This is a genomic window from Demequina salsinemoris, assembly GCF_000974805.1.
Taxonomy (GTDB): domain Bacteria; phylum Actinomycetota; class Actinomycetes; order Actinomycetales; family Demequinaceae; genus Demequina; species Demequina salsinemoris.
In genome coordinates, this window is the sequence record NZ_BBQZ01000002.1 from 415629 (window position 1) to 439033 (window position 23405).

Genomic DNA, 23405 nt, shown 5'->3' on the forward strand with positions numbered 1-23405 from the left:
CTGTGTGAAGCACCAGCGAAGATTTGTGAAGGGACTATGTAGGCTGGCTTCATGGAAGTGAGGCACCTCGAACTGCTGCGGGAGCTGCGCGACCGGGGCACGCTCGGCGCCGTCGCGGAGGCGACGTTCCGCACCCCGTCGGCCTTGTCGCAGCAGCTCAGGAGCGCGGAGCGCGAGTTCGGAGTGCGACTCACCGAGCCTGCGTCGCGAGGCCTGCGCCTGACCTGGGCCGGGGAGCTCCTGGCTGACGGCGCCGACGACGTGCTGGGCGCGATCACCGCGCTGCAGGCGCGGCTCGATGCCGGCAGGGGAGAGCCCTCGGGCGTCGTGCGCATCGGCACGCTGCCGAGCGCGGGCGCCGCGCTGCTTCCTGGCGTGCTCTCGCGGCTTGCGGACACCTTGATCGAGATCGATCTGATCGACTTCGACCTCGCGGAGGCGGACTATGCCTCTCGCACCGCTGACGTCGACCTGGTGATCGGCCACAGCCTGATCGCCGACGTCCCGGTGGGCGCGGAGCGCGTCTTCAGCAGGGTGATCGCGCGCGAGCCGATCGACATCGCGGTCCCGACTGCCCACCCGCTCGCCGCCAGGACGATGCTGGAGCCGGCCGAGGTGGTCGGCGAGTCCTGGATCGCGGTGCCGGAAGGGTTTCCGTTCGACACCGTGCTGCAGGCCATCGAGACGTCGTGCGGCGAACGCGCCGACCGCATCGTCCGCATCCGGGACAACAGGCTTGTCGAAGCTCTCGTGGGCCAGGGACTGGGCATCGCGATGCTCCCCAGGTTCTCGACCCCGCCGAGCGACGCGTACCGGCTCATCCCGCTCGCGGGTGTGCACGCGGTGCGCAGCATCGTCGCGCTTGCGCGCCCCGACCGGGTGGAGCGGCTCGCCGTGAGAACCGTGCTGAACCTGCTCGCAGAGGAGGGGCAAGCGCTGAGCGGCTGACGTCTCGCCCCTTTCTGAGAAATCTGAGACGTGTCCCCGATAGCCTGTGGGCCTTGTCACAGAGCAGCGCGTCCTCGTTGCCGCTGGGCGCCGGCTGGCCGATTCTTGTGGCAGCAGCGACATGTTGAGCGTCGCGTTCGTGAAGGGTGAGGAATCGATCCATGGCAGTCGCACAGCGTCTCGACGGTACGAGCGACCCAGGTGCGCGCGCCGCGAGAGGCTGGTCGCCGGCCTTCGCGATCATCGTCGCCGTGCTGATCGCCGTGCTTCCCACGCCGGCGCTCGCCGCCGTCGAGGCGGGCGCGACGCGCGTGCCGACGGCCACTGACGCTCTCGAGGCGCCGCGGGGGACGAAGCTCTGGGTCGCCGGCAAGGACGTCGCGCTGAGGAACGAGGCCTCCTCTTCCAGCCGGATCGCTTTCCGCAGCCAGCCATACACGACGCTGAAGGCAACCGGGCGGACGTCCGGCGACTGGGTCCAGGTGGTGCGGGCCGGCATCACGGGTTGGGTTCAGTCGTCGGCGCTCACCACCACTGCTCCCGGGGCGAAGGCTGCCAGGGTCATGGTGACGGCGTCGTCGCTGAGCCTCCGGTCAGGGCCCTCGACGTCATCGCGGGTCAAGGTGACCGCGAGCCGCGGCACGGCCGCGACGCTGACGGGGCTCAGCGTCGGCAACTGGTGGCAGGTGAAGATCAAGGGCACCGTCGCGTGGGCGCCGCGCAAGCGCCTCGCGCTGATCGCCGGCACCGCCCCCGCGGCCGCGACGCACGACACCGCGCGCGGCAACGTCTGGGTCATGGCCGACACGCTCGCACTGCGCTCGGGACCCTCGACGTCACGGGGCACGACCGTCACCGCCTACGAGGGCGCGCGCGCCTACGCGACGGGCGAGGCGAGCGGCACGTGGATGCGGGTGCAGATAGGCAGCGTGCGCGCCTGGGCGCCCAAGTCGTCCTTCACGGCTTCGAAGCCGAGCGGCTCGCTTCCGCGCGTGTGGGTCACCGCGGCGTCGCTCGCGCTGCGCGCGAAGCCCTCGACTTCCTCGGCAGTGACCGGACGGGTCGTGGACGGCACCAAGGGCGTCTTCACCGGCGTGGTGCGCAACGGATGGTGGCTGGTCGCCTTCGACGGCACCAAGGGCTGGACGCGCCCGGGCAAGGTCTCGGTCGGTGGGTACTGGGACGCCGACGCCCTGCTCTCCGTCGCCCGCTCGCAGATCGGCTACCTGGAGCCGTCCCGGAACGTGAACAAGTACAACGACTGGATCGGCGCCAACTACGCGTGGTGCCACGTGTTCGTCGCGTGGTCGTTCTGGAAGGCCGGCTACGCGGCCGGAGTGCCCAAGAAGGCGCTGTACGCGGACTGGGCCAAGGTGGCCGAGAGGTCGGGCGCGCTCGACCGCACGCCGACGCTCGGCGAGATGAAGCCTGGCGATGTCCTCCTGTTCGACGTCTACCCCTACAACGGGCCGACGCATGCGGGCATCGTCGACCACGTGTCGGGCGGATACGTCTACGCGATCGAGGGCAACTACCCGACCGCGAACCGCGAGGACTGGGGCGTCTTCCTCATCAAGCGTCCCGTCAAGGACGTGTACGCGATCCTCTCGCCCACGGAGTATGCCGCCGCCACGATGTGACGCGACCGCTCGGGGCGTGGGCCGGCGATGTCCCACCCACGCCCTAGGCTGACGGCATGGACCTGTTCGACGCGACGCGCACCGATGCCTCGGGCGTCCCGGCGCCCACCGCGTCGTCGCCGCTCGCCGTGCGCATGCGCCCTCGCACGCTAGACGAGGTCGTCGGCCAGTCACACCTCCTCGGCGCCGGCTCGCCGCTGCGTCGGCTGATCGGGGAGACCGCTCCCGCCACGTCGGTGATGCTGTGGGGACCTCCAGGGACGGGCAAGACGACGCTCGCCTACCTCGTCGCGGGCGGTCGCCGCTTCGTCGAGCTGTCCGCGGTGTCCTCTGGCGTCAAGGACGTGCGCGCGGTCATCGACGACTCCAAGCGCCGCCTCGCGACGGGGGAGCGCGAGACGGTCGTCTTCATCGACGAGATCCACCGTTTCACGCGCAGCCAGCAGGACATCCTGCTGCCCGCGGTCGAGAACCGGTGGATCACCCTGATCGGCGCGACGACGGAGAACCCGTCGTTCTCGGTGGTGGGCCCGCTCCTGTCGCGGTCCCTGCTGCTCACGCTCAAGCCGCTGGGCGTGGACGATGTGGTGGCCCTGGTGGAGCGCGCGGTCGCCGATCCGCGCGGGTTGGGTGGAGAGGTCACGCTTCAGGATGATGCTCGGGACCAGCTCGTGCGCGTCGCGGGGGCTGACGCTCGCAAGGCGCTCACGCTGCTCGAAGCGGTGGCCGACACGGCGGCCGACGGCGACGGGGTGATCACGGAGGCGATCATCGAGGCCACGATGGACGCCGCGCTCGTCGCCTACGACAAGTCGGGCGACCAGCACTACGACGTGATCTCCGCGTTCATCAAGTCGGTGCGTGGGTCGGACGTCGATGCGGCGCTGCACTACCTGGCGCGCATGGTCGTGGCGGGGGAGGACCCCCGGTTCATCGCGCGCAGGCTCGTGATCCTCGCGTCCGAGGACATCGGCCTCGCCGATCCGCAGGGGCTGGTCATCGCGCAGGCGGCCGCGGACGCCGTGAGCTTCATCGGCATGCCGGAGGGTCGCATCCCGCTCGCCGAGGCCACGGCCTATCTTGCGATGGCTCCCAAGTCCAACCGCGCCTACATGGCCATCAACCAGGCGATCGCCGACGTCAAGGCCGGCCGCGCCGGCGTCGTCCCCGAGCACCTGCGCGACGCCCACTACAGCGGTGCCGAGAAGCTCGGCCACGGCAAGGGGTACGTGTACAGCCACGATGCGCCGCGCGGCGTCGCGCGCCAGGAGTACCTGCCGGAGACGCTGCGTGGCACGCGGTACTACCAGCCGACCGAGCACGGCGTGGAGCGCACCTTGAGCGAGCGCCTCGCGACCATCCGGGAGATGCTGGGACGGGACTGACGGCGCGCGCGAGTGACATGCGTCGCGTTGGTCTTCCAGAACTTCCACGGTGTCGTGAATAATCAGGCGCGATGTCGAAACTCAGGACTCTTCCCGGCGTGTCCGCTGCCTACCGTTGGCTGTCGGCTCCAACATCGGGTCGCTTCTCGTGGCTATGGGCCATGATTGCGGCGGCCTTCGTCGTTGTCGTTGCTAGTGCGGCAGACGTTGAGCACTCTCCGTTGGATGCCGCGACGTGGAGCTCCATACATGCCGCACACGACTCGATTTCTAGTGACTACTTCGGATTCGCCGAAGCAGGCAGCCACATTCTGCACGGCGATCTCGGCGAGGTGTTCAGCGACCCGTGGATTCAGACGGGTCCATTGGCGCTGCTCTGGGCCGCCGTGAGTGCACTTGTCTTCGATTTTTCAGGGGTTTCCTCGGAGCTTGCCTTCGCGAGCGCGGCGTTCGCCATGCTTGCTCCCGCGTTCTACGCCGCAACGCTGTGGTCGATGCGGCTCAGACCTCCGCGATGGCTCTACATTGGCGCAGCCGCGACGTTCGCCTTGCTGTTCCTGGCTTGGGACCTAGCGAGCGAGATCGGGTGGCAGCATCCCACCTACTTGTGGATACCGGCGCTATGGCTTCTGGCGGCCGACAGTGCAGGGAGATCGCACCAGTGGCGCGTCGGTGCGTTTCTCGGCCTCGCGTGCGGACTCGAGACCTGGGCGGTTCTTGCGATCCCGGTGCTCCTGCTCGCGTTGCCTGGTTGGACGTCCAGAATCAGAGCCGCCGCTCTTGGGGGAGCGATTGCGCTGTCGGTGTGGGTGCCTTTTGTACTCAGCGGCAGTTTTCACATGTTCGACAAGACGTGGCCAAGCCGAGGCGCGTCTGCAATTGGTGCTCTGTGGGGCCAGCCCTCGGAGATCACTTGGCAGATGCGCATCACCCAAGCTGTGCTGATCGTCGGCGCGTCCCTCATTGCCTGGCGCGTCACGCGGAACAGCACGGATGGCGCGACCGTCGCCGTCGCCGTTGTTGTCTGGGCAAGGGTGTTGACGGACTTCATCTTCTGGCCCTACTACCGGCTTGGTCTTTATGCCCCAACGGTAGCGATTCTTCTGGCGGCTGTGGCGGCTCTTGTCCATCGGCGTACGGGACGGACTGCTGTCGCGCTTGCACCCCCCGGGCTGTTGGTCTCGCTCGCCAAGTCGCAGCAGCTCCCACTCTCTTGGACGGTCACGCTTCCGTTGCATCTCGCTCTGCTGACCGGCCTTGTGGCGGCCTCACGCTGGATTCCTGCAGGCTTCCCAGGCGCCCACAGTGTTCGAGAACCCGCAACGTCGCCGAAAGCGGTCCCAGTGACGTGAGTCTCGCGCGAGCACCGGGGTCTATGGACTGACAAGGCGCCCACCTCCTGGTATCCTTGTTCAGCCCTCGCGGACGGTTGGCTGCTGTCGCCGCGAACATGCACACATTCGTACTTTCCCGGTCGCATCCGCGCGCCCGGGGACAGTGAAGGAAATCATGACCTCTGTTCAGAAGGCACGTCGCCAGGTGCGACTGTCCCGCGCCCTCGGCCTCGCTCTGACGCCGAAGGCCGTCAAGCACTTCGAGAAGCGCCCCTACCCGCCGGGTGAGCACGGCCGTACCGCCCGCCGCAAGGAGAGCGACTACGCCGTCCGTCTGCGCGAGAAGCAGCGTCTTCGCGCCCAGTACGGCCTCCGCGAGAAGCAGATGCTCTCCACCTACGCCGAGGCGAAGAAGGAGCAGGGCCTGACCGGTGAGGCGTTCGTCGAGCTTCTCGAGATGCGTCTCGACGCGCTCGTGCTGCGCGCCGGCTTCGCCCGCACGATCCTCCAGGCCCGCCAGTCGGTCCTGCACCGCCACATCCTCGTGGACGGCAAGATCGTCGACCGCCCCTCGTTCCGCGTGAAGCCGGGCCAGACCATCCAGGTCAAGCCCAAGGCCGTCACGATGGAGCCCTACATGGCCGCCGCCGCCGGTGCGCACCGCGACGTGCTGCCCGAGGTGCCGGACTACCTCAACGTCACGCTGGAGAAGCTCACCGCTCAGCTCGTGCGTCGCCCCAAGCGCGCCGAGGTCCCGGTGACCTGCGAGGTCCAGCTGGTCGTCGAGTACTACGCTCGCTAAGCCAGACCGACGGTAGGCTCTGATCCAGAGCCTTTACCTCAGCAGACGCCGCGGTGCGCTGCTCCCGCAAGGGAGGGCGTGCCGCGGCGTTTCGCTTACCCCCGCCAGACTTCTTCGAATACGCAAGCTTTGAGAGACAAGGACACGCATGCGCTCCGCTGAGATCGCCACGCGATGGAACGACTACTTCGCGAAGCAGGGGCACCACATCGCCCCCAGCACCTCGCTCGTGTCGCCCGACCCGTCGCTGCTGTTCACCGTCGCCGGCATGGTGCCGTTCATCCCGTACATCATCGGGACCGAGCAGTCGCCGCACCCGCGCATCGCGTCCGTCCAGAAGTGCATCCGCACCAAGGACATCGAGGAGGTCGGCAAGACCACCCGTCACGGCACGTTCTTCCAGATGCTGGGCAACTTCTCGTTCGGCGACTACTTCAAGGAAGGCGCCATCAACTTCGCGTGGGAGCTGCTCACCACGCCTGAGGACCAGGGCGGCTACGGCTTCGAGCCCGAGCGCTTCTGGGTCACCATCTGGAACGAGGACGACGAGGCGCTGTCCTCGCTCGTCAACGCGGGCGTGAACCCCGACCAGATCGTCAAGCTCACGCGCGAGGAGATCTTCTGGGACACCGGACAGCCCGGCCCCGCCGGACCCTGCGCCGAGTGGCACTACGACCGCGGCCCCGCCTACGGGCCCGACGCGGTCGGCGGCACCGTGGATCCCGGTGGCGACCGCTACCTCGAGATCTGGAACCTGGTCTTCGACCAGTACCTGCGCGGTCCCGGCGACGGCAAGGACTACGAACTCATCCGCGAGCTCGACCAGAAGGCGATCGACACCGGCGCGGGCCTCGAGCGCATCGCGTTCCTCAAGCAGGGCGTCGAGAACTTCTACGAGACCGACGAGGTGTTCCCCGTCATCGGCGAGGTGCAGCGCCTCACCGGGCTCACGTACGGCGACGACAAGGAGGCCGACGTCCGCTTCCGCGTGATCGCCGACCACATCCGCTCGTCGCTCATGCTCATCGGCGACGGCGTGAAGCCGGGCAACGAGGGCCGCGGCTTCGTGCTGCGTCGCCTGCTGCGTCGCTCGGTGCGCAACATGAAGCTGCTCGGCGTCGAGGACGCCTCGCTCCCCGAGCTCCTGCCCGTGTCCAAGGACGCGATGAAGTCCACGTACCCGAACCTCGAGGCCGACTTCGCGCGCATCAGCGAGATCGCGTATCGCGAGGAGGACGCGTTCCGTCGCACCCTCGTCGCCGGCACCACGATCTTCGACACCGCGGTCGAGAAGGCGAAGGGCGAGGGCAACAAGGCCATCACGGGCGCCGACGCCTTCCAGCTCCACGACACGTACGGCTTCCCGTTCGAGATCACGCTGGAGATGGCCTCCGAGGCCGGGCTCCAGGTGGACGAGGCGAAGTTCCGCGAGCTCATGACCGAGCAGCGCGAGCGTGCCAGGGCGGACGCCAAGGCGAAGAAGGGCGGTCACGCCGACACCGCGGTGTACCAGGGCCTGCTCGAGGCCCACGCGACCGAGTTCAAGGGCTACCACGAGCTCGCGACGGCCACCGAGGTCCAGGGCCTCCTCAAGGACGGCGTCGCCGTGCCGGTGGGCGTCGAGGGCGACACGCTCGAGGTGATCCTGCCGCAGACGCCGTTCTACGCGGAGTCCGGAGGTCAGGAGGCCGACGCGGGCGTGATCCGCGCCGCGAACGCGACCCTCGAGGTCGTGGACGTCCAGAAGCCCATCAAGGGCCTCGTGGTCCACACCGTCAAGGTGGTCGAGGGCGAGGTCGCCGTCGGCGATGCGGTCTCGGCCGAGGTCGACGCCGACTGGCGCCTCGGCGCACGTCAGGCGCACTCCGGCACGCACCTCCTCCACGCCGCGCTGCGCGAGGTGCTCGGCCCGGAGGCGCTCCAGTCGGGCTCGTACAACAAGCCCGGCTACCTGCGTCTCGACTTCTCGTGGGGCCAGGCGCTCAGCACGGAGACCCGCTCGGAGATCGAGGAGGTCACGAACCGGGCGATCAGGGGCGACCTGCCGGTGTCGTGGCAGTACATGACGCTGCCCGAGGCCAAGGAATGGGGCGCGGTCGCGCTGTTCGGCGAGACCTACGACGACTCGAACGTGCGCGTGGTCCAGATCGGCGGCCCTTGGTCGCGTGAGCTGTGCGGAGGCACGCACGTCGAGCACTCGAGCCAGGTCGGCATGGTCGCCGTCAGCACCGAGTCCTCGGTGGGCTCCGGCTCGCGTCGCATCGAGGCCTTCGTGGGCTTCGAGGCCTTCGAGCACCTTGCCGCCGAGCGCGCGCTCGTGAGCGAGCTGACGTCCACCCTCAAGGTGCAGCCCGGCGAGCTCAAGGGCCGCATCGAGAAGCTCCTGGAGCGCGTCTCCGACGCCGAGAAGCAGCTTGCCGGCTATCGCGCGCAGGCCATGCGCGAGGCGGCCGCCTCGCTCGTCGACACGGCCAAGGAGGTCGGGGGAGTGCGCGTCGTCGCCCACGAGTCCGACGCCGCGGGCTCCGGGGACGACCTGCGTGCCCTGGTCATGGACGTCCGGGCGCGCCTCGGCGAGTCCGGTCCCGCCGTGGTCGCGGCCTCGGCCGCGATCGACGGCCGCCCGCAGATCGTGATCGGCACCAACCAGGGCGCGCGCGACCTGAAGATCAAGGCGGGCGACCTCGTGAAGGTGGCCGCCGGCGTGCTCGGTGGCGGTGGCGGCGGCAAGCCCGACCTCGCTCAGGGCGGCGGCCAGGACGCGACCAGGATCGGCGCGGCCCTCGAGGCCGTCGAGGCGGCGATCGCCAATCGTGGATAGGCACGTGCGCGTCGGCGTCGACGTGGGCACGGTCCGCGTCGGCGTCGCTGCGAGCGACCCTGACGGGCTCATGGCCTTCCCGGTGGCGACCGTGACCCGGTCGCCGAAGGCGGTCCAGGAGGTCGCCGACCTCGTCGCTGAGCGCGAGGCCACCGAGGTCTTCGTGGGCCTGCCGCGTACACTGAAGGGACGTGAGGGCACCTCGGCCACCGACGCGCGGGGCTTCGCCGCCCAGCTCGCGGAACTGACGCCCGCTACAGTGCGTTTGATCGATGAGCGGTTCTCGACCGCCTCGGCGTCGCGGCAGATGAGCGCCGCGGGAAGGTCAGCCAAGGCTCAGCGCCAGGTCATCGACCAGGCCGCCGCGGTGGTGATCCTGGAGACCGCTCTGGAAGTACAGAAGAGGGACAACCTCGGTGCAGTGACGACCGAGGTCCTACCCAGCAAGGGGAACGATGACTGACCTGTTCGAGGCCGAGCCAACGTCGACCACGTCGCTCGACATGCGTCGTCTGCAGCGGCGCAAGCGTCGCGCGACGAGGCGCAAGTTCACGCTCGTGGCGACCGCCATCGGGCTCGTGGTGCTCGCGCTGGGCGGGTCCGTCGCCTACAACTTCTTCGCGTCCCTCAGCAGCGGCTCGGCCGCGGTCGAGGACTACGAGGGCACCGGCCAGGGGACCGTCCAGGTCGTGATCTCCTCGGGCGACACCGGCGCCCAGATCGCGCAGACGCTGTACGACGCTGGCGTCGTCGCGTCCACCGCGGCGTTCATCCAGGCGTACAACGACAACCCCGACTCGGCCAGCATCCAGGCCGGCTACTACTTCATGCACCGCGAGATGTCCGCGTCGGCGGCGGTCCTGCAGCTGCTCGACCCCGACTACCGCGACCTGCGGACGATCACGGTGGTCGAGGGCAAGACGCTCGACACGTACTACCAGAAGATCGCCGACCTCACCGACTACACCAAGGAGGAGGTCGAGGAGGCGGCGCAGGACACCGAGGCGCTCGGCCTGCCCGAGGAGGCCGACGGCAACCTCGAGGGCTGGCTCTTCCCGTCCACGTACTCCTTCAACCCTGGCGTGACGCCGACCGACGTGCTCGCCAAGATGGTGTCCACCACCGTCGACGTGCTCGAGCGCAACGGCGTGGCCGAGGAGAACTGGGAGGAGATCCTCACGGTGGCGTCGCTCGTGGAGCGCGAGGCACGTCTCGACAAGGACCGTCCGTTGATCGCGGGCGTCATCTACAACCGCCTCGCGATCGACATGCCGCTCCAGCTCGACTCGACGATCCACTACTTCGCGCCGTCGGACAGCGTCTTCACCGACGAGGACGATCGCGCGGTCGACAACCCGTACAACACCTACCTGTACGCGGGTCTGCCGCCTGGCCCGATCGCCGGCCCAGGAGAGGCCTCGATCCAGGCGGCTGTCTCGCCCGCCGAGAACGACTACCTCTACTTCGTGACGGTGAACCTCACCACGGGCAAGACCAAGTACGCCGAGACGTACGAGGAGCACCTCCAGAACGTCGCGCAGCTCCAGCAGTGGTACGCGAAGAACTCCGACAGCTCCGACTGATCCCGTGACGGACCAGCCGCGTCGGGCGGGGGTGCTCGGTCACCCCATCGCGCATTCGCTGTCCCCCGTCCTGCATCGTGCCGCGTACGCGGAGCTGGGGCTGGACTGGGAGTACGACGCCTACGACGTGACCGAGGAGGGGCTCGCCGACTTCGTGGCCGGCCTCGGTCCCGAATGGGCCGGGCTGTCGCTGACGATGCCGCTCAAGGTCGCGGCGATGCCGCTCATGGACTTCATCGAGCCCATGGCCAAGCTCGTGGGCGCGCTGAACACGGTGGTGGTTCAGCATGTGGGCAGCACGCGGCAGCTCGTGGGCGCCAACACGGACGTGCACGGCATCGTCGCGGCGCTGCGCGAGGGCGGCCTGGAGCACGTGGAGTCGGCCGTCGTGATCGGCGGGGGAGCGACCGCCACCTCGACGATCGCAGCCCTCGGGCAGCTGGGCTGCACCGCGCCGGTCGTGGCCGTGCGCAACCGTGCGCGTGCCGGGGGGCTGGTGAGGGCCGCGTCCCGCATGGGTCTGTCCCCGGTGCTCGTGCCCCTGGGCACGGACGATGCGGACGCTTCGGTGGTCGCGAGGGCATCCGTCGCGGACGCGGTCGTGTCCACGATCCCGGCGGCGGCGGGCGCCGCGCTCGGCGCGCGGCTGCGCAACGCACGGGGAGTGCTGCTCGACGTGGTCTACGATCCGCTGGTGACGCCGCTCGCAGAGGCCTGGGTCGCGGGCGGAGGAACGTTCGTCGGCGGGCAGCGCATGCTGGTTCACCAGGCGGCCGAGCAGGTCAGGCTCATGACTGGACATACCGCGCCAATCCGCGCGATGGAGCACGCTCTGGCACGAGTGTGATGTTTCCGACGCTTGGGTGATCGCCCACTCGTGCCGATGTAGCATCTGCGGTGTTCAGAACCGCGAATGGTTCAGCATCGGTACGCCTGGGGAGGTCCTGTGAAGCGTCTCGGCACGATCCTCCTCGAGGAGGGCCTGCTCACCGAAGACCAGTTGATCGATGCCATCGACGCCCAGCAGCAGCGCGGGCAGTCGCTCGGCAGCACCCTGGTGGAGCTCGGGCTGCTCACGGAGCCTCAGCTCGTGCAGGTGCTCGCGGCCCAGGTCGGCATGGAGTTCGTGGAGCTCGCCGACTACCCCGTGGACCGCGCGGCGGTCGCGCTCGTGCCCGGGCCGGTGTGCCGCAGGCACGCGGCGCTCCCGATCGGCTTCAGCGAGGCCGGCGAGCTGCGGGTCGCGATGTCCAACCCGGGCAACGTGGTCGCGGTCGACGACTTCCGCACGATCTCCAAGCGGACGGTCGTCCCCGTGGTCGCCGCCCACGAGGACTTGCTCGCGGCCATCGACCGCTACTGCCGTTCCGACGCGGAGCTCGAGGACCTGCAGGAGTCGCTGTCCGAGTCCGAGGTCAACCTCGATGACGAGGACCTGGGCTCCGGGATCTCGGACGACGACGCGCCGATCGTGCGCTTCGTGAACCTGCTCATCTCCCAGGCTGTGCAGGACCGCGCGTCCGACATCCACATCGAGCCGACGGAGACGGACCTGCGCGTCCGCTACCGCATCGACGGCGTGCTTCACGAGATGCAGCGCGCGTCGAAGACGATCGCCAACGGCGTGACGTCGCGCCTCAAGATCATGTCGGACATCGACATCGCCGAGCGCCGCAAGCCTCAGGACGGCCGCCTGTCGGTCAACCATCAGGGCCGCAAGATCGATCTGCGCGTCGCGACTCTTCCCACGGTGTGGGGGGAGAAGGTCGTCATGCGTATCCTCGACAACTCGACCGCGACGCTCGATCTCGCGGACCTCGGCATCCGTGAGCGCAACTACGCGCAGTACTCGGAGACGTTCACGAAGCCGTACGGCATGATCCTCGTCACGGGCCCCACGGGCTCGGGCAAGTCGACCACGTTGTACGCGACGCTCAACCAGATCAGCAGGCCCGAGATCAACGTCATCACGGTCGAGGACCCGGTCGAGTACCGCATCGCGGGCATCAACCAGGTGCAGGTGAACCCCAAGGCGGGACTGACCTTCGCCTCGGCGCTGCGCTCGATCCTTCGTGCCGACCCCGATGTCGTCCTCCTCGGTGAGATCCGCGACCACGAGACCGCGCAGATCGCGATCGAAGCGGCGCTTACCGGTCACCTGGTGCTGTCGACCCTTCACACGAACGATGCGCCCTCCGCGCTCACCCGCCTCATCGAGATGGACATCGAGCCGTTCCTCGTGGGTTCCGCCGTCGACTGCGTGGTCGCCCAGCGACTCGCGCGTCGCCTGTGCGATCACTGCTCGGTCGAGTATCCGATCGAGGACGCGAGCGAGATCCCCGCGAACGTCGGTTGGGACGAGACCAAGCCCCTGCCCGTCGTCTACCGGCCGGTTGGCTGCCAGCGCTGCTCGAACACGGGCTACCGCGGGCGAGTCGCGCTCCACGAGGTCATGACGGTCGACGAGGACCTCGAGCGGCTCGCGGTCGCGCGCGCCTCCGCGGCCGAGATCGGCCGCAAGGCCCGGGAGGCCGGCATGGAGACCCTGCTCATGGACGGCTGGGCCAAGGTGCTCGAGGGCACGACGTCGGTGGAGGAGCTCCTTCGTGTGGTCAAGTAGCGCTGTGTCGGTAGGTAGCAGGCACGACGGGGGTCGTTGCCAAAACGAGGAATGTGCGGCACAGTGGTCGGGACTTGAGTCCTACGCACCGATGGCCGATATGAGGGATGCAAGTCGATGCGAGGAGCAGGTGCTCGCGCTGAGGGAGAGTGCTGGATGACGTCGTTCATGCCCGAGAACGTGCCTGGGCAGGCACAGCAGCCTGCGCCCGCGCAGCCGACCGCCGGATTCGTTCCGCAGCAGCCTTCCAGTCAACAGTCGTTCCAGCCCGCCCCCCAGCCGGGCGCGGAGGCGGCGTACCAGCCCTCGCCAGCGGGGTCGTTCCTGCCGGCGCAGCAGCCATCTGCGCAGCAGCAGCCGCAGCAGCCGGTCGCGCCGCAACCGGCGCCGCCAGCTCTCGGCGCGCAGCCCGCGTTCGCGCCTGTGTCCGCACAGCCGGCACCCTCGGTGCCAACCGCGGCTTCCGCTTCGCAGCCCACCCGGCAGGTCCAGCGCCAGCCGCTCATGTCTCAGGCTCAGCCCCCGCGTCAGCCCGTCGCGGCGGCGCCGACCGAGACGATCCGCCAGCAGCCCGCGCAGCAGCAGGCGGTTCCGGCTCCCGCACAGCAGCGTCCCGCCGCCGCCCAGCCCGCGACGCACCGCCTGGGGATGAGCAACGAGCGCCAGGAGACGGACCTCGACCTCAACGCGGCGCTCCGCGCCATGCTCGAGTCGAAGGCCTCCGACCTTCATCTCACCGTAGGCTCCCCGCCCATGGTGCGCGTGGACGGGGGACTCAAGGCGCTCGAGGGCTTCGGGACGCTGGAGAAGGAGGGCCTGCAGCGCACGCTCTACCAGATCCTTACTCAGGCGCAGCGCGAGAAGTTCGAGGAGGAGCTTGAACTCGATTTCTCGTACGCTCTTCCGCACGAGTCGCGCTTCCGCGTGAACATCTACGTGCAGCGAGAGTCGATCGGCGCGGCCTTCCGCGTGATCCCCTTCGAGATCAAGCCGCTCGAGGCGCTCGGCATCCCCGCGCCGGTGAAGCAGTTCGCCGACCTTGCCCGCGGTCTCGTGCTCGTCACCGGTCCCACGGGTTCCGGAAAGTCGACGACGCTCGCGTCGCTCATCGACCTCGTGAACCGCTCGCGAAGCGGCCACATCATGACGGTCGAGGACCCGATCGAGTTCCTGCACCAGCACAAGCGCTCCCTCGTGAACCAGCGCGAGGTCGGCTCGGACACGCAGTCCTTCCAGAAGGCGCTCAAGCATGTGCTGCGTCAGGACCCGGATGTCATCCTCATCGGCGAGATGCGTGACCTGGAGACCATCCAGGTCGCCCTCACCGCCGCCGAGACCGGTCACCTCGTGTTCGCGACGCTCCACACGCAGGACGCGGCGCAGACGATCGACCGAGTGATCGACGTGTTCCCTGCCGAGCAGCAGGGGCAGGTGCGCACCCAGCTCGCGACCGCGATCCAGGGCGTGTTGTGCCAGGCGCTGCTGCCCAGGGCCGACGGACCGGGCCGCGCCGTCGCCGTCGAGGTCATGTTCGCGACGCCTGGTATTCGCAACCTGATCCGCGAGGGCAAGACGCACCAGATCCACACGTCGCTCCAGTCGGGCGCGGACAAGGGCATGCAGACCATGGACCAGCACCTCGCCGAGCTCGTGCGCGAGGGCGCCGTCCACTACGACTACGCCGTCGAGATCGCTCACTCCGTCGAGGAGTTCAACCGCCTGTGCGGCCGGGCCGGGCAGCGATAGGGGAGCAGGACATGGCAACGGCAACCAAGCAGTACGACTTCGTCGCCCGCGATGCGCAGGGCAAGGAGCACAAGTCCACCATGGAGGCGCCGAACTCGGCCGCCGTGGCGTCGCGACTCAAGGAGCGCGGACTGACGGCGCTCTCGGTCTCCGAAGCCGGCGGCACTGGGCTCAACGCCGAGATCAATATTCCCGGACTGGGCGAGTCGATCGGGCTCAAGGACATCGCGATCATGTCGCGTCAGCTCGCGGTCATGATCGGCGCGGGTCTCTCGCTGCTCAGAGCCCTCGCGATCCTCGCCGATCAGACAGAGAACAAGGCGCTCAAGAAGGTCGTGGGTGAGGTCCGCTCGGACGTCGAGACCGGCTCATCATTCTCGAAGGCGCTGGGGCGTCACCCCGAGGTGTTCCCTCCGATCATGATCAACATGGTCAAGGCCGGTGAGGTCGGAGGCTTCCTCGACGAGGTGCTCGTCGCGATCGCCGAGAACTTTGAGAGCGAGGTCGCGCTGCGTGGAAAGATCAAGTCCGCGATGACCTATCCGGTCGTGGTCTTCTGCATCGCGATCCTGGCCACCGCGGCGATGCTCATCTTCATCGTGCCGGTGTTCGCCAACATGTTCGCGGATCTGGGAGGCACCCTGCCCCTTCCCACGCGGATCCTCGTGTGGATGTCGGCGGTGATGAAGATCGCCGCGCCGATCCTCGTCGTCGGCCTCGTCGCCTTCTCGTTCTGGTGGCGCAAGAACAAGCACAAGGAGAACGTCCGCCGGGCTTATCAGCCGGCGACCTTGAAGGCGCCGATCTTCGGCAACCTCATCCGCAAGATCGCGGTCGCGCGCTTCGCCCGATCCTTCGGCTCCATGATCCGTGCCGGCGTGCCGATCCTGCAGGCGCTCGAGATCGTGGGCCAGGCCTCTGGCAACATCGTGCTCGAGGACGCCACGAGGGATGTCCAGCAGTCGGTGCGCAAGGGTAACTCGCTCGCCAGGCCGCTGGCCGAGAGCCCGGTGTTCCCGCCGATGGTCGTGCAGATGATCGCGGTGGGTGAGGACACGGGCGCGCTGGACGCGATGCTGGACAAGATCGCCGACTTCTACGACCAGGAAGTGGAATCCACCACAGAGCAATTGACCGCCATGATCGAGCCCATCATGATTGCCGTGCTGGGTGGTTTGATCGGTTCCATGGTGATTGCGCTATATCTCCCGCTATTCAAGATCTTCGAGCTCATCGGCTGAATTCCGAGAAATTCATCACACACAGATTTGGCACCGTGTCCGGGCGTTTTCCGGATTTCCCGTCGGGGCGGAGCCGAAACCGAGGGGCGACCGTCCCAAGGTTATTCAAAGGAAAATGAAAGGCAATGCACATGATTGCTCGCATTCGCAAGCACCTTGAGGAGAACAAGGAGCAGGGCTTCACGCTCGTCGAGCTCCTTGTCGTCATCATCATCATCGGCATCCTGGCCGCGATCGCCATCCCGATCTATCTGGACCAGCAGGCCAAGGCGAAGGACTCGGCCGCGCAGTCCGACCTCGCCTCCTACCGCACCCTCGTGGTGGCCGCGTTCACCGAGGACACCACTATCACGACCACCGCCGCGATCATGGGCTCGGTTGACTTCACGGCAAGCAACAAGGCGAGCATCGGCGTGGGTACTTTCGACCCCACCAACGGCACCTTCTGCGCGTGGATCACCTACGCCGGTGGCAAGCACACTTCCTACAGCACTGACGCCAGCGGCGAGCTCTACGCGGATTCCACGACCTGCACCACGGCCACCACCTGATCAGGTTGGCCCGATGAGTAGTGGTGGGGTGTCGCACTGAGCGGCAACCCCACCACTACTCGCGGCCTTTCCGCACGCAAATCGAGTTGAGGGGAGACAACGACATGAGAGAGACCGCCGGCGACGCGGCCGCGCGCCGTAGCCCCTCCCGTGGCGACGATGGCTTCAGTCTGACCGAGGTCATGATCGCCATGCTGCTCATGGTGATCGTGCTCTTCGCAATGATATCCGTCGTCGTCCTGGCCCTTCGTGTCACTGCCGGCAACGCGACGCTCGCGACCGCGACCGAGTCCGTGCAGTCGCGCATCGAGGCGGCGCGGAAGGTCGCGACCACCGGTTCGTGCACGAGCATCTCCGATGTGATCGAGCCATCAGAGACGCTTGCGGACGGGCGCGGGGCGCAGTACACCGTGTCAGGCGTGGTCGACTCGTGCGACGACTCGCTCGACTCCCAGGTGGTGCGCGTGACAGTGACGGCGACCGAGATCAATGGTGGCGAGGCCGGCGTGACGACGAGCGTCACCACCGATATCTTCATCAAGGTGCCCGAATGACCTGGCGCCAGCGGCTCAATGCCGCTGACTCGGACAGCGAGGCCGGGATGACGCTCGTGGAGCTCATCGTCGCGTCGGCGATCACGGTGATCATCATGTTCGCCGCCTCGTTGATCTTCATCACGATCATGCAGCACGAAGGCTTCGCCAAGGACACCGCGGTCGCGAACAACGAGGCGCAGCTGTCGTTCAAGCAACTCGAGTACGACATCCGCAACGCGTCGCGCGCGACGATCATGCAGGGCGGCGATGTGATGGTGCTCGCCACCCGCACCGCCAACTCGGTCGACTACACGTCGGCCGTTTGCGTTACCTACTTCTACGACGAGGACGCGGGCGTGTTGCAGCGCTTCCAGTCGACTGGATCCACCGAGTCCTCGGCTGTTGCGACCGCTGCTAGTACTGACGACATCGTCGACATGGATATCGCATGGACTCTCTTCGCGGACGGGGTTTCTCATCTCGGATCCGCGCGGATCTTCGGCGTCGCGGACGCGACGATCACGCCCCCGGACCAGGAGGTGCTGACGCGTCTCAGCGTGGAGACATCGGACGGGCGTTCGCCGATCGAGTTCGACAAGCAGATCACACTGCGCACCCAGTCCGACCTCACGCTGACGTGCAACTAAGGAACAGGAAGCCGAGCGATGTACACCCCCGCACCCGCTGACCGCTCCACACGCGACGACGGCGCCGCGCTCGTCATGGTGCTCGGCATCATGATGGTCGGTGCGGTGCTGCTCACTACGCTCATCGCCGTCACGCTCTTCAATGTGCAGTTCACGGCCCACAATCGCGAGGAGATGGCTGTGCTTGCCTCGGCGGACTCCGGCATCGATATCGTCCTCGGCGAACTGCAGGACAAGACCTACGGCGAGCTCTCAACCGTCTGCGGCCCCGACACCTATGTGATCAACAACGACACTGTGGTCGTCACTTACAAGTACATGGTCAGCGGCGAGACGAACGCCGTCACCTGCCCCTCAGACACCCAGATCGTCACCTCGCTCACGGTGACGTCGACCGCCACCTCGGCCGTCGTCGTCGCCACGGGGGAGTCCATCACGCGTTCCGTCGTGGCCACGTTTGCCCCGACCCCGCCCGCCGTGTCGCTTGAGAAGGCGATCTTCTCGGAGGCCTCGCTCACTGTGAACAACAACTGGGAGGTGCTCGAGTCCTCGCCCGGAGCGGAGGATGCGGACATCTACGCGAACGGTGCCGTGGACCTCGGGCAATCCGGTGTCGACGTTGATGGTGATGTGTACGCAGCCTACGGGAACGTGTCAGCGGCGGGTAACGCAACGATTCTCGGGTCGCTTTGGGCCAATGGCAGGGTGGTGCTGAACACCAACAGCAAGATCATGGGCGATATCTATGCGGCGTCCGATGCTGCCAGCACTGACCAGAGCAGCGCGGCCGTCGTCTTCGACAACGGAGCCCACGTCTACGGCAGCGTCCTTGCGAATGGCGGCGTCTACCTCGGCAACGGCGCCGTCGAAGGCATTGTCTTCTCGCGCTACAACGGGGTGTCCTTCGGCCAGAACTCGCCGAGTGTCGGCGGCAGCGTCTACACGCAGGGCACCGTCGCGCTCGGTAAGGGCACAGTGGGCGGCGACGTGATCTCGATCAGCGGCAACGTGACCCAGGGCGGCAACGGTGCCACTGTGACCGGCTTCGTCAAGGCTGGCGGGTCGATCGACACGCAGGTGACCTCCACTGCTGGCGTGAAGCTCCAGAATCAGTCCAGCCTCACCTTCCCCGTGTCGCCGAACATCAACCCCGGCACCATCAACTTCGAAGGTTGGGTCGGCTATCCCTCAAAGATCACGTCGCCGGGCCGCGAGGAGTTCCCGCAGCTCACCATGGATGCTGAGGACCTCCAGCTGTGGGTGAACGCCGGCTACACGATCGACTACGCGCCGTCCTGCACCGACAACGGGACCAAGAGTGACAAGAGCAACCCCGCGAAGTACATCGATTCGAACCCCGCGGGCATCGTCGGCGCACGCCTCATCATCTTCGCCTGCGACTCGGATCAGCCTGTCGAGCTTCGCGGCGCGACGACCGGCACCGTGACGGTGGAGCAGGATACCGTCCTGATGTCCGTGACAGGCTTCGAGCAGACGAACAATATCTCGTACGAGGGCACCACGGATGGCGAAGACCTCTGGACGCTCTACTGGATCGTTCCGGCGGACGCACCGGGAGTGGACTGGTCGACGACAGTCGACGGGCAGGCGGTGCCCGACTGCTCGGCGCTCCCCGATGGCGTGGGTGATATCGACACCGCGGCGGCACTTAAGATCAAGAACCTGTACTGGTTCGTGTACACGCCGTGCGCGTACGTCGCGGAGAACGGCATCAACTACAACGGCAACTCGATGCCCTTGACCGGACAGGTCTACGCCGGATCCATCTCCATCGCGACCAACGGCAACTTCCAGATGCGCTCCACTTATCTGCCATCCCTCACAGATGGCAGCACCGACAGCAGCGACCCGGCGGACGTGCGCCTCACCGCGCGGTTCGATCTGCGCGAGTGATCGGCTCCGCGGTGGTTCCAGTCGTCCTTCTGGCGCTGATGCTCGGGCTCGCCCTCGGATCGTTCGCCAACGTGCTGATCTATCGCGTTCCGGCAGGCCTGTCCATCGTCTCGCCGCCGAGTGCGTGTCCGGCATGCGGCGCACGCATCAAGGCGCGGCACAACGTGCCCGTGGCGGGATGGCTGGTTCTCAGAGGGCGATGCGCGAGCTGTGGCGATGCCATCAGCCCGCGGTACCCCATCGTCGAGGCGCTCGTCGGGGCGCTGTTTGTCCTGGTCGTGATCGTCGCCGGGCCGTCGGTCGAGGCGTTGCTGTTGTGCGGTCTCGTGTACTTCGGCGTGGTGCTGTCGGCGATCGACCTCGAGACGCGACGGCTACCGGATCCCTTGACCGGCGCGTTCGCGATCTACGTCGCCGGCGTCATAGTTCTGGGCGCCGCGACATCGGGGGAATGGGGCGACGTCCTGCGTGCGCTCGGCGGCGCGGGGATCCTCGGTGTCCTCTACCTCGGCGCGTTCCTCGCGTACCCGAAGGGCATGGGCTTCGGAGACGTCAAGCTTGCGCCGTCGCTTGGGGCCTTGCTCGGGTGGTTCGGTTGGCCAGCACTCGTGGTGGGTGGATTCGCGGCCTTCCTCTGGGGCGCGATTGTCGGCGTGGGCGCCATGGTCGCGGCCCGTCGGGGACGCGGTGTGGCCATTCCCTTCGGACCCTGGATGTTCGTCGGGGCGGTAACCGGGGTAGTTGCCGGTGCGCCAGTAGCGGCCTGGTATCTCGACATTATCGGGATTGATTTGTCTTGAGAGGTGTGTGGAAGATGCCGATACATCTGGCAGTGCACGTGAGGAGGGCATAGTGGGCAAGAAGTCTGTAGCGATCGATATCGGTGAGACCGTTGTCAGGGTCGCCGAGGTCGAGTTCGGCGGTGGCGCCGATCCGCGCGACGGTGCTGTGCTGCACGCCATCGGTGCCGCCTCGGTGCCGGCGGGCGTGATCAACGAAGGCGTCATCGAGGAGCCGGGCTCTCTCGCGCAGTCGATCAAGGATGCTTTCGCGGCAGCCAAGCCGTCGCAGAAGAACGTGACGGTTGGTATCGGGCAACCGAGCGTGCTCGTGCGCGAGGTGGTGATCCCCGCCCAGCCGATGGACAAGATCCGTGGCTCCTTGGCATTCCACGTCGAGGACCAACTCCCCATGCCGGCCGACGAGGCGATCCTGGACTTCTACCCGACCCAGGAGCTGGAGTCTGACGCAGGCACGAGCCTGCGGGGACTGCTCGTCGCCGCGCCGCGTGACGTCGTGCGTGACGCGATCGCGGCGGTGGACCGGGCGGGGCTCAACGTGACGGCTGTGGACCACAACGCCTTCGGACTGTGGCGCAGCGGATGCAGGGGAGAGCTTCTCGGCGCGAACGTGGCGTTCGTCGACGTCGGCGCGTACAGCACGACCGTCGCCGTGTCTCAGGGAGGCGCTCCGAGGCTCGTGCGCGTCATGCCGCAGGGCGGCCTCGACGCGACCAAGGCGCTCCGCAGCGCGATGAAGGGCATGGAGGCGGACCCCGAGCGGGTGAAGTTCGAGGTCGGGATGGACCTGACCGCCACCGACCCCAACCGGCGTCTCTACGCGGAGACTGTTGCGCACGCCATGGGCCCGTTGATCGAAGCGGTACGCAACACGCTTGTGTACTTCGCGAGCTCCAACCCCGGCGGCGCCGTTGAGCGCGTGGTCCTCTCGGGAGGGGGGAGCCACATGAACGGCTTCGGGCAGGCGCTCGCCAGCGCAACCCGACTTCCTGTCATGATCGGAGGACCGCTTCAGGGACTCGGCACCGGCAAGCGCGTCAACCGCGACGCCTTCGCCGCTCACGAACAAGAGTTCGCGACGGTGATCGGCCTGGCGATGAGGAGCGAGAAGTGAACCCGATCGCACAGAAGTACGGTGCCCCGCGCCTCCCAGGTATCAACGTGATCCCCGCGGAGATCGCGGAGAAGAAGAAGATGCGGGCCGTGATCACTACGGCCGTGTTCACTGTCCTCATCGCGCTAGGCGTCGTCGTGGCGCTCTGGCTGCTGGCGCTCGGGTGGAAGGCGGCTGCGTCGTCGAGTCGTGACAGCGCCGCCGAGGAAGAGCTCGTCGCGGTCGCTGAGAGGGACGCCAAGTCTCAGGTGTATTACGACGTAGTTGAGCGGGAGTCTGAAGAGTTCACTCTCGCGCAGATCGCCTACGGCGAGATCGATCAGGCGCAGTTCACCGCCGTGATCCAGTCCGTCGCGAACGATGAGACCAGCTTCGACACGATTGCCATTCTGGGGCCCAACGCGGTCGGCCTCGGCGGCGAGGAGTCCGAAGGCGGCATCTATGGTTCGGGCATCGGGCTCGTTACCTTCACTGCACGCGCGACGTCGCTCGACGAGGCGACGGCCTTGATCGACAGGCTCGACGCAGTGCCGGGCCTGGCCAACGTCCGGTACGACACCGAGGCGTACCAGTTGGACGGCGCGGACGCGTACTACGGCGTGACCGGCAAGGCGACCCTGACCGGCACTCTGCTTACCCATCGGTTGATTCCGGAGAGCACGCTGTCGGATCTCAGCAACGTCGTCGCTCCTGGTGTGGTCGTGCCATCGCCCTCCGCGTCTCCGACCCCGTCCGCCACGTCTGAGGAGGGCTGACATGCTGAACTCTCGATACGCCCCGGTCGCGCTGCTGGCAGTGCTCGGCGTCATTCTCGTCGCGGTGCTCGGCTGGTTCGTGCTCATCTCGCCTCAGCTCGAGGAGCGCTCCGCTCTTAGTGCCGAGGAGAGCCAGATTCGGTCCAACATCACGACGGTGGAGGCGGCTTCCGCGAAGATCGACGAGTATGCGGCGGCCCTCGACGCGAGCACCGAGGTCACGGACCTCATCGCTGTCAACGCTCCGTCCGTGCTCGACATGCAGGCCTTCCGCGACAGGCTCTCGGCCGCACTGACGGACGCGCAGATCGAGATCACGAGCATGAGCGCGAATGACGGCGTTCAGGTGGACGGCTGGGATACCTCGTCAGCGCAGCTCGTTTCGGCCAGCGTGGCCTCCTTGTTCACACAGGGTCCAGTCGCAGGAGCCGAGCCAGTAGTGGCGGCAGACGCCACGACGACGACCGATGCTGGTGCCGCGACGGATACTGCGACGGCCACTACTTCTACCTGGTCTCCTGCGATCACGGTCGCCAGTACCGACGGCGAAGACACGTCGGTCGCGGGCGATATCCGCATGGTCGAGGTGACCATCGAGCTCGCTGGTTCGCCTTCGGCGCTCTTCGATTTCCTCGCTGACATGCAGGACCCTGACCAGCAGCTCTTCCAGGTGTCGCAGATCACGCTCTCGGCGCGGACCGAGGGCGAGGAGAACCCCGCAGGCTCTCCCGCAAAGGAAGGCGACGTGTCTGTCACCATCGTGGGTGATCTGTACCTCCATGATGCGGATACGTCGGTGGTGGATGAGGACGCTCCTGCGTCGTCCGATGCCGTGGACGGCGCGTTCGTTGCCGTTGGTGGAAACCTCACCCAGCCGTAGCGGGATAGCGTCAACCGAGGGCGAGGTACCCCAGGGGTGCCTCGCCCTCCGGCGTCCGCGGGTGGTTCTCGCTCTGGCAGAATGACAG

Annotated in this window: 20 protein-coding genes; all 20 read left to right on the forward strand. The window is 67.3% G+C overall.

Annotation, left to right across the window (positions count from 1 at the left end):
* Positions 1-51: 51 nt before the first annotated feature.
* The 20 genes from AOP78_RS05500 (at position 52) to AOP78_RS05595 (ending at position 23317) form a co-directional block, all read left to right on the forward strand.
* Complete coding sequence (locus tag AOP78_RS05500) at positions 52-948, forward strand: LysR family transcriptional regulator (RefSeq protein WP_062202209.1); 897 nt, start codon at positions 52-54, stop codon at positions 946-948.
* Between the two features lie 161 nt (positions 949-1109).
* The gene (locus tag AOP78_RS05505; protein WP_062202210.1) at positions 1110-2588 is read left to right on the forward strand and encodes an SH3 domain-containing protein; all 1479 of its coding nucleotides are present in this window, start codon (positions 1110-1112) and stop codon (positions 2586-2588) included.
* Between the two features lie 56 nt (positions 2589-2644).
* Positions 2645-3973 (forward strand): replication-associated recombination protein A, encoded by a 1329-nt coding sequence (locus AOP78_RS05510; protein ID WP_062202211.1) that lies wholly within the window; start codon positions 2645-2647, stop codon positions 3971-3973.
* A gap of 98 nt (positions 3974-4071) precedes the next feature.
* On the forward strand, positions 4072-5325 hold the full coding sequence (locus tag AOP78_RS05515; protein WP_152659416.1) for a hypothetical protein: 1254 nt from the start codon (positions 4072-4074) through the stop codon (positions 5323-5325).
* Between the two features lie 157 nt (positions 5326-5482).
* Positions 5483-6109 carry a 30S ribosomal protein S4 gene (gene rpsD / locus AOP78_RS05520; RefSeq protein WP_062202213.1) on the forward strand — a complete coding sequence of 209 codons (627 nt, stop codon included), beginning with the start codon at positions 5483-5485 and terminating at the stop codon, positions 6107-6109.
* Positions 6110-6257: 148 nt separating this feature from the next.
* Positions 6258-8930, forward strand: coding sequence for an alanine--tRNA ligase (alaS, locus tag AOP78_RS05525; RefSeq protein WP_062202214.1), 2673 nt, complete (start codon positions 6258-6260; stop codon positions 8928-8930).
* 4 nt (positions 8931-8934) lie between these two features.
* Positions 8935-9393, forward strand: coding sequence for a Holliday junction resolvase RuvX (gene ruvX / locus AOP78_RS05530; protein ID WP_236685302.1), 459 nt, complete (start codon positions 8935-8937; stop codon positions 9391-9393).
* A complete protein-coding gene (gene mltG, locus AOP78_RS05535) occupies positions 9386-10513 on the forward strand; it encodes an endolytic transglycosylase MltG (protein WP_062202216.1) in 1128 nt (375 codons plus the stop codon). Before ruvX ends, mltG begins: the two co-directional genes overlap by 8 nt.
* 4 nt (positions 10514-10517) lie before the next feature.
* Positions 10518-11360: a shikimate dehydrogenase gene (locus AOP78_RS05540; RefSeq protein ID WP_062202217.1), complete on the forward strand. Its 843-nt coding sequence runs from the start codon at positions 10518-10520 to the stop codon at positions 11358-11360.
* Positions 11361-11459: 99 nt separating this feature from the next.
* Positions 11460-13133: a GspE/PulE family protein gene (locus AOP78_RS05545; protein WP_062202218.1), complete on the forward strand. Its 1674-nt coding sequence runs from the start codon at positions 11460-11462 to the stop codon at positions 13131-13133.
* 156 nt (positions 13134-13289) lie between these two features.
* Positions 13290-14879, forward strand: coding sequence for a type IV pilus twitching motility protein PilT (locus AOP78_RS05550; protein WP_304512087.1), 1590 nt, complete (start codon positions 13290-13292; stop codon positions 14877-14879).
* Positions 14880-14890: 11 nt separating this feature from the next.
* A complete protein-coding gene (locus AOP78_RS05555) occupies positions 14891-16120 on the forward strand; it encodes a type II secretion system F family protein (protein WP_062202219.1) in 1230 nt (409 codons plus the stop codon).
* 131 nt (positions 16121-16251) lie between these two features.
* A complete protein-coding gene (locus AOP78_RS14975; protein ID WP_152659417.1) occupies positions 16252-16671 on the forward strand; it encodes a prepilin-type N-terminal cleavage/methylation domain-containing protein in 420 nt (139 codons plus the stop codon).
* A 104-nt stretch (positions 16672-16775) separates the two neighbouring features.
* Positions 16776-17225 carry a type IV pilus modification PilV family protein gene (locus tag AOP78_RS05565; protein WP_062202220.1) on the forward strand — a complete coding sequence of 150 codons (450 nt, stop codon included), beginning with the start codon at positions 16776-16778 and terminating at the stop codon, positions 17223-17225.
* On the forward strand, positions 17222-17854 hold the full coding sequence (locus tag AOP78_RS05570; protein WP_062202221.1) for a PilW family protein: 633 nt from the start codon (positions 17222-17224) through the stop codon (positions 17852-17854). The genes AOP78_RS05565 and AOP78_RS05570 overlap by 4 nt, the downstream gene beginning before the upstream one ends.
* 18 nt (positions 17855-17872) lie before the next feature.
* A complete protein-coding gene (locus tag AOP78_RS05575; protein ID WP_062202222.1) occupies positions 17873-19768 on the forward strand; it encodes a polymer-forming cytoskeletal protein in 1896 nt (631 codons plus the stop codon).
* A complete protein-coding gene (locus AOP78_RS05580) occupies positions 19765-20568 on the forward strand; it encodes a prepilin peptidase (RefSeq protein ID WP_062202223.1) in 804 nt (267 codons plus the stop codon). Before AOP78_RS05575 ends, AOP78_RS05580 begins: the two co-directional genes overlap by 4 nt.
* A 52-nt stretch (positions 20569-20620) precedes the next feature.
* Positions 20621-21682, forward strand: a complete 1062-nt coding sequence (gene pilM, locus AOP78_RS05585) for a type IV pilus assembly protein PilM (protein WP_062202224.1) — start codon at positions 20621-20623, stop codon at positions 21680-21682.
* Positions 21683-21762: 80 nt separating this feature from the next.
* Positions 21763-22437, forward strand: coding sequence for a hypothetical protein (locus tag AOP78_RS05590; protein WP_152659418.1), 675 nt, complete (start codon positions 21763-21765; stop codon positions 22435-22437).
* A 64-nt stretch (positions 22438-22501) separates the two neighbouring features.
* A complete protein-coding gene (locus AOP78_RS05595; protein WP_160297598.1) occupies positions 22502-23317 on the forward strand; it encodes a hypothetical protein in 816 nt (271 codons plus the stop codon).
* The last annotated feature ends 88 nt before the right edge of the window (positions 23318-23405 follow it).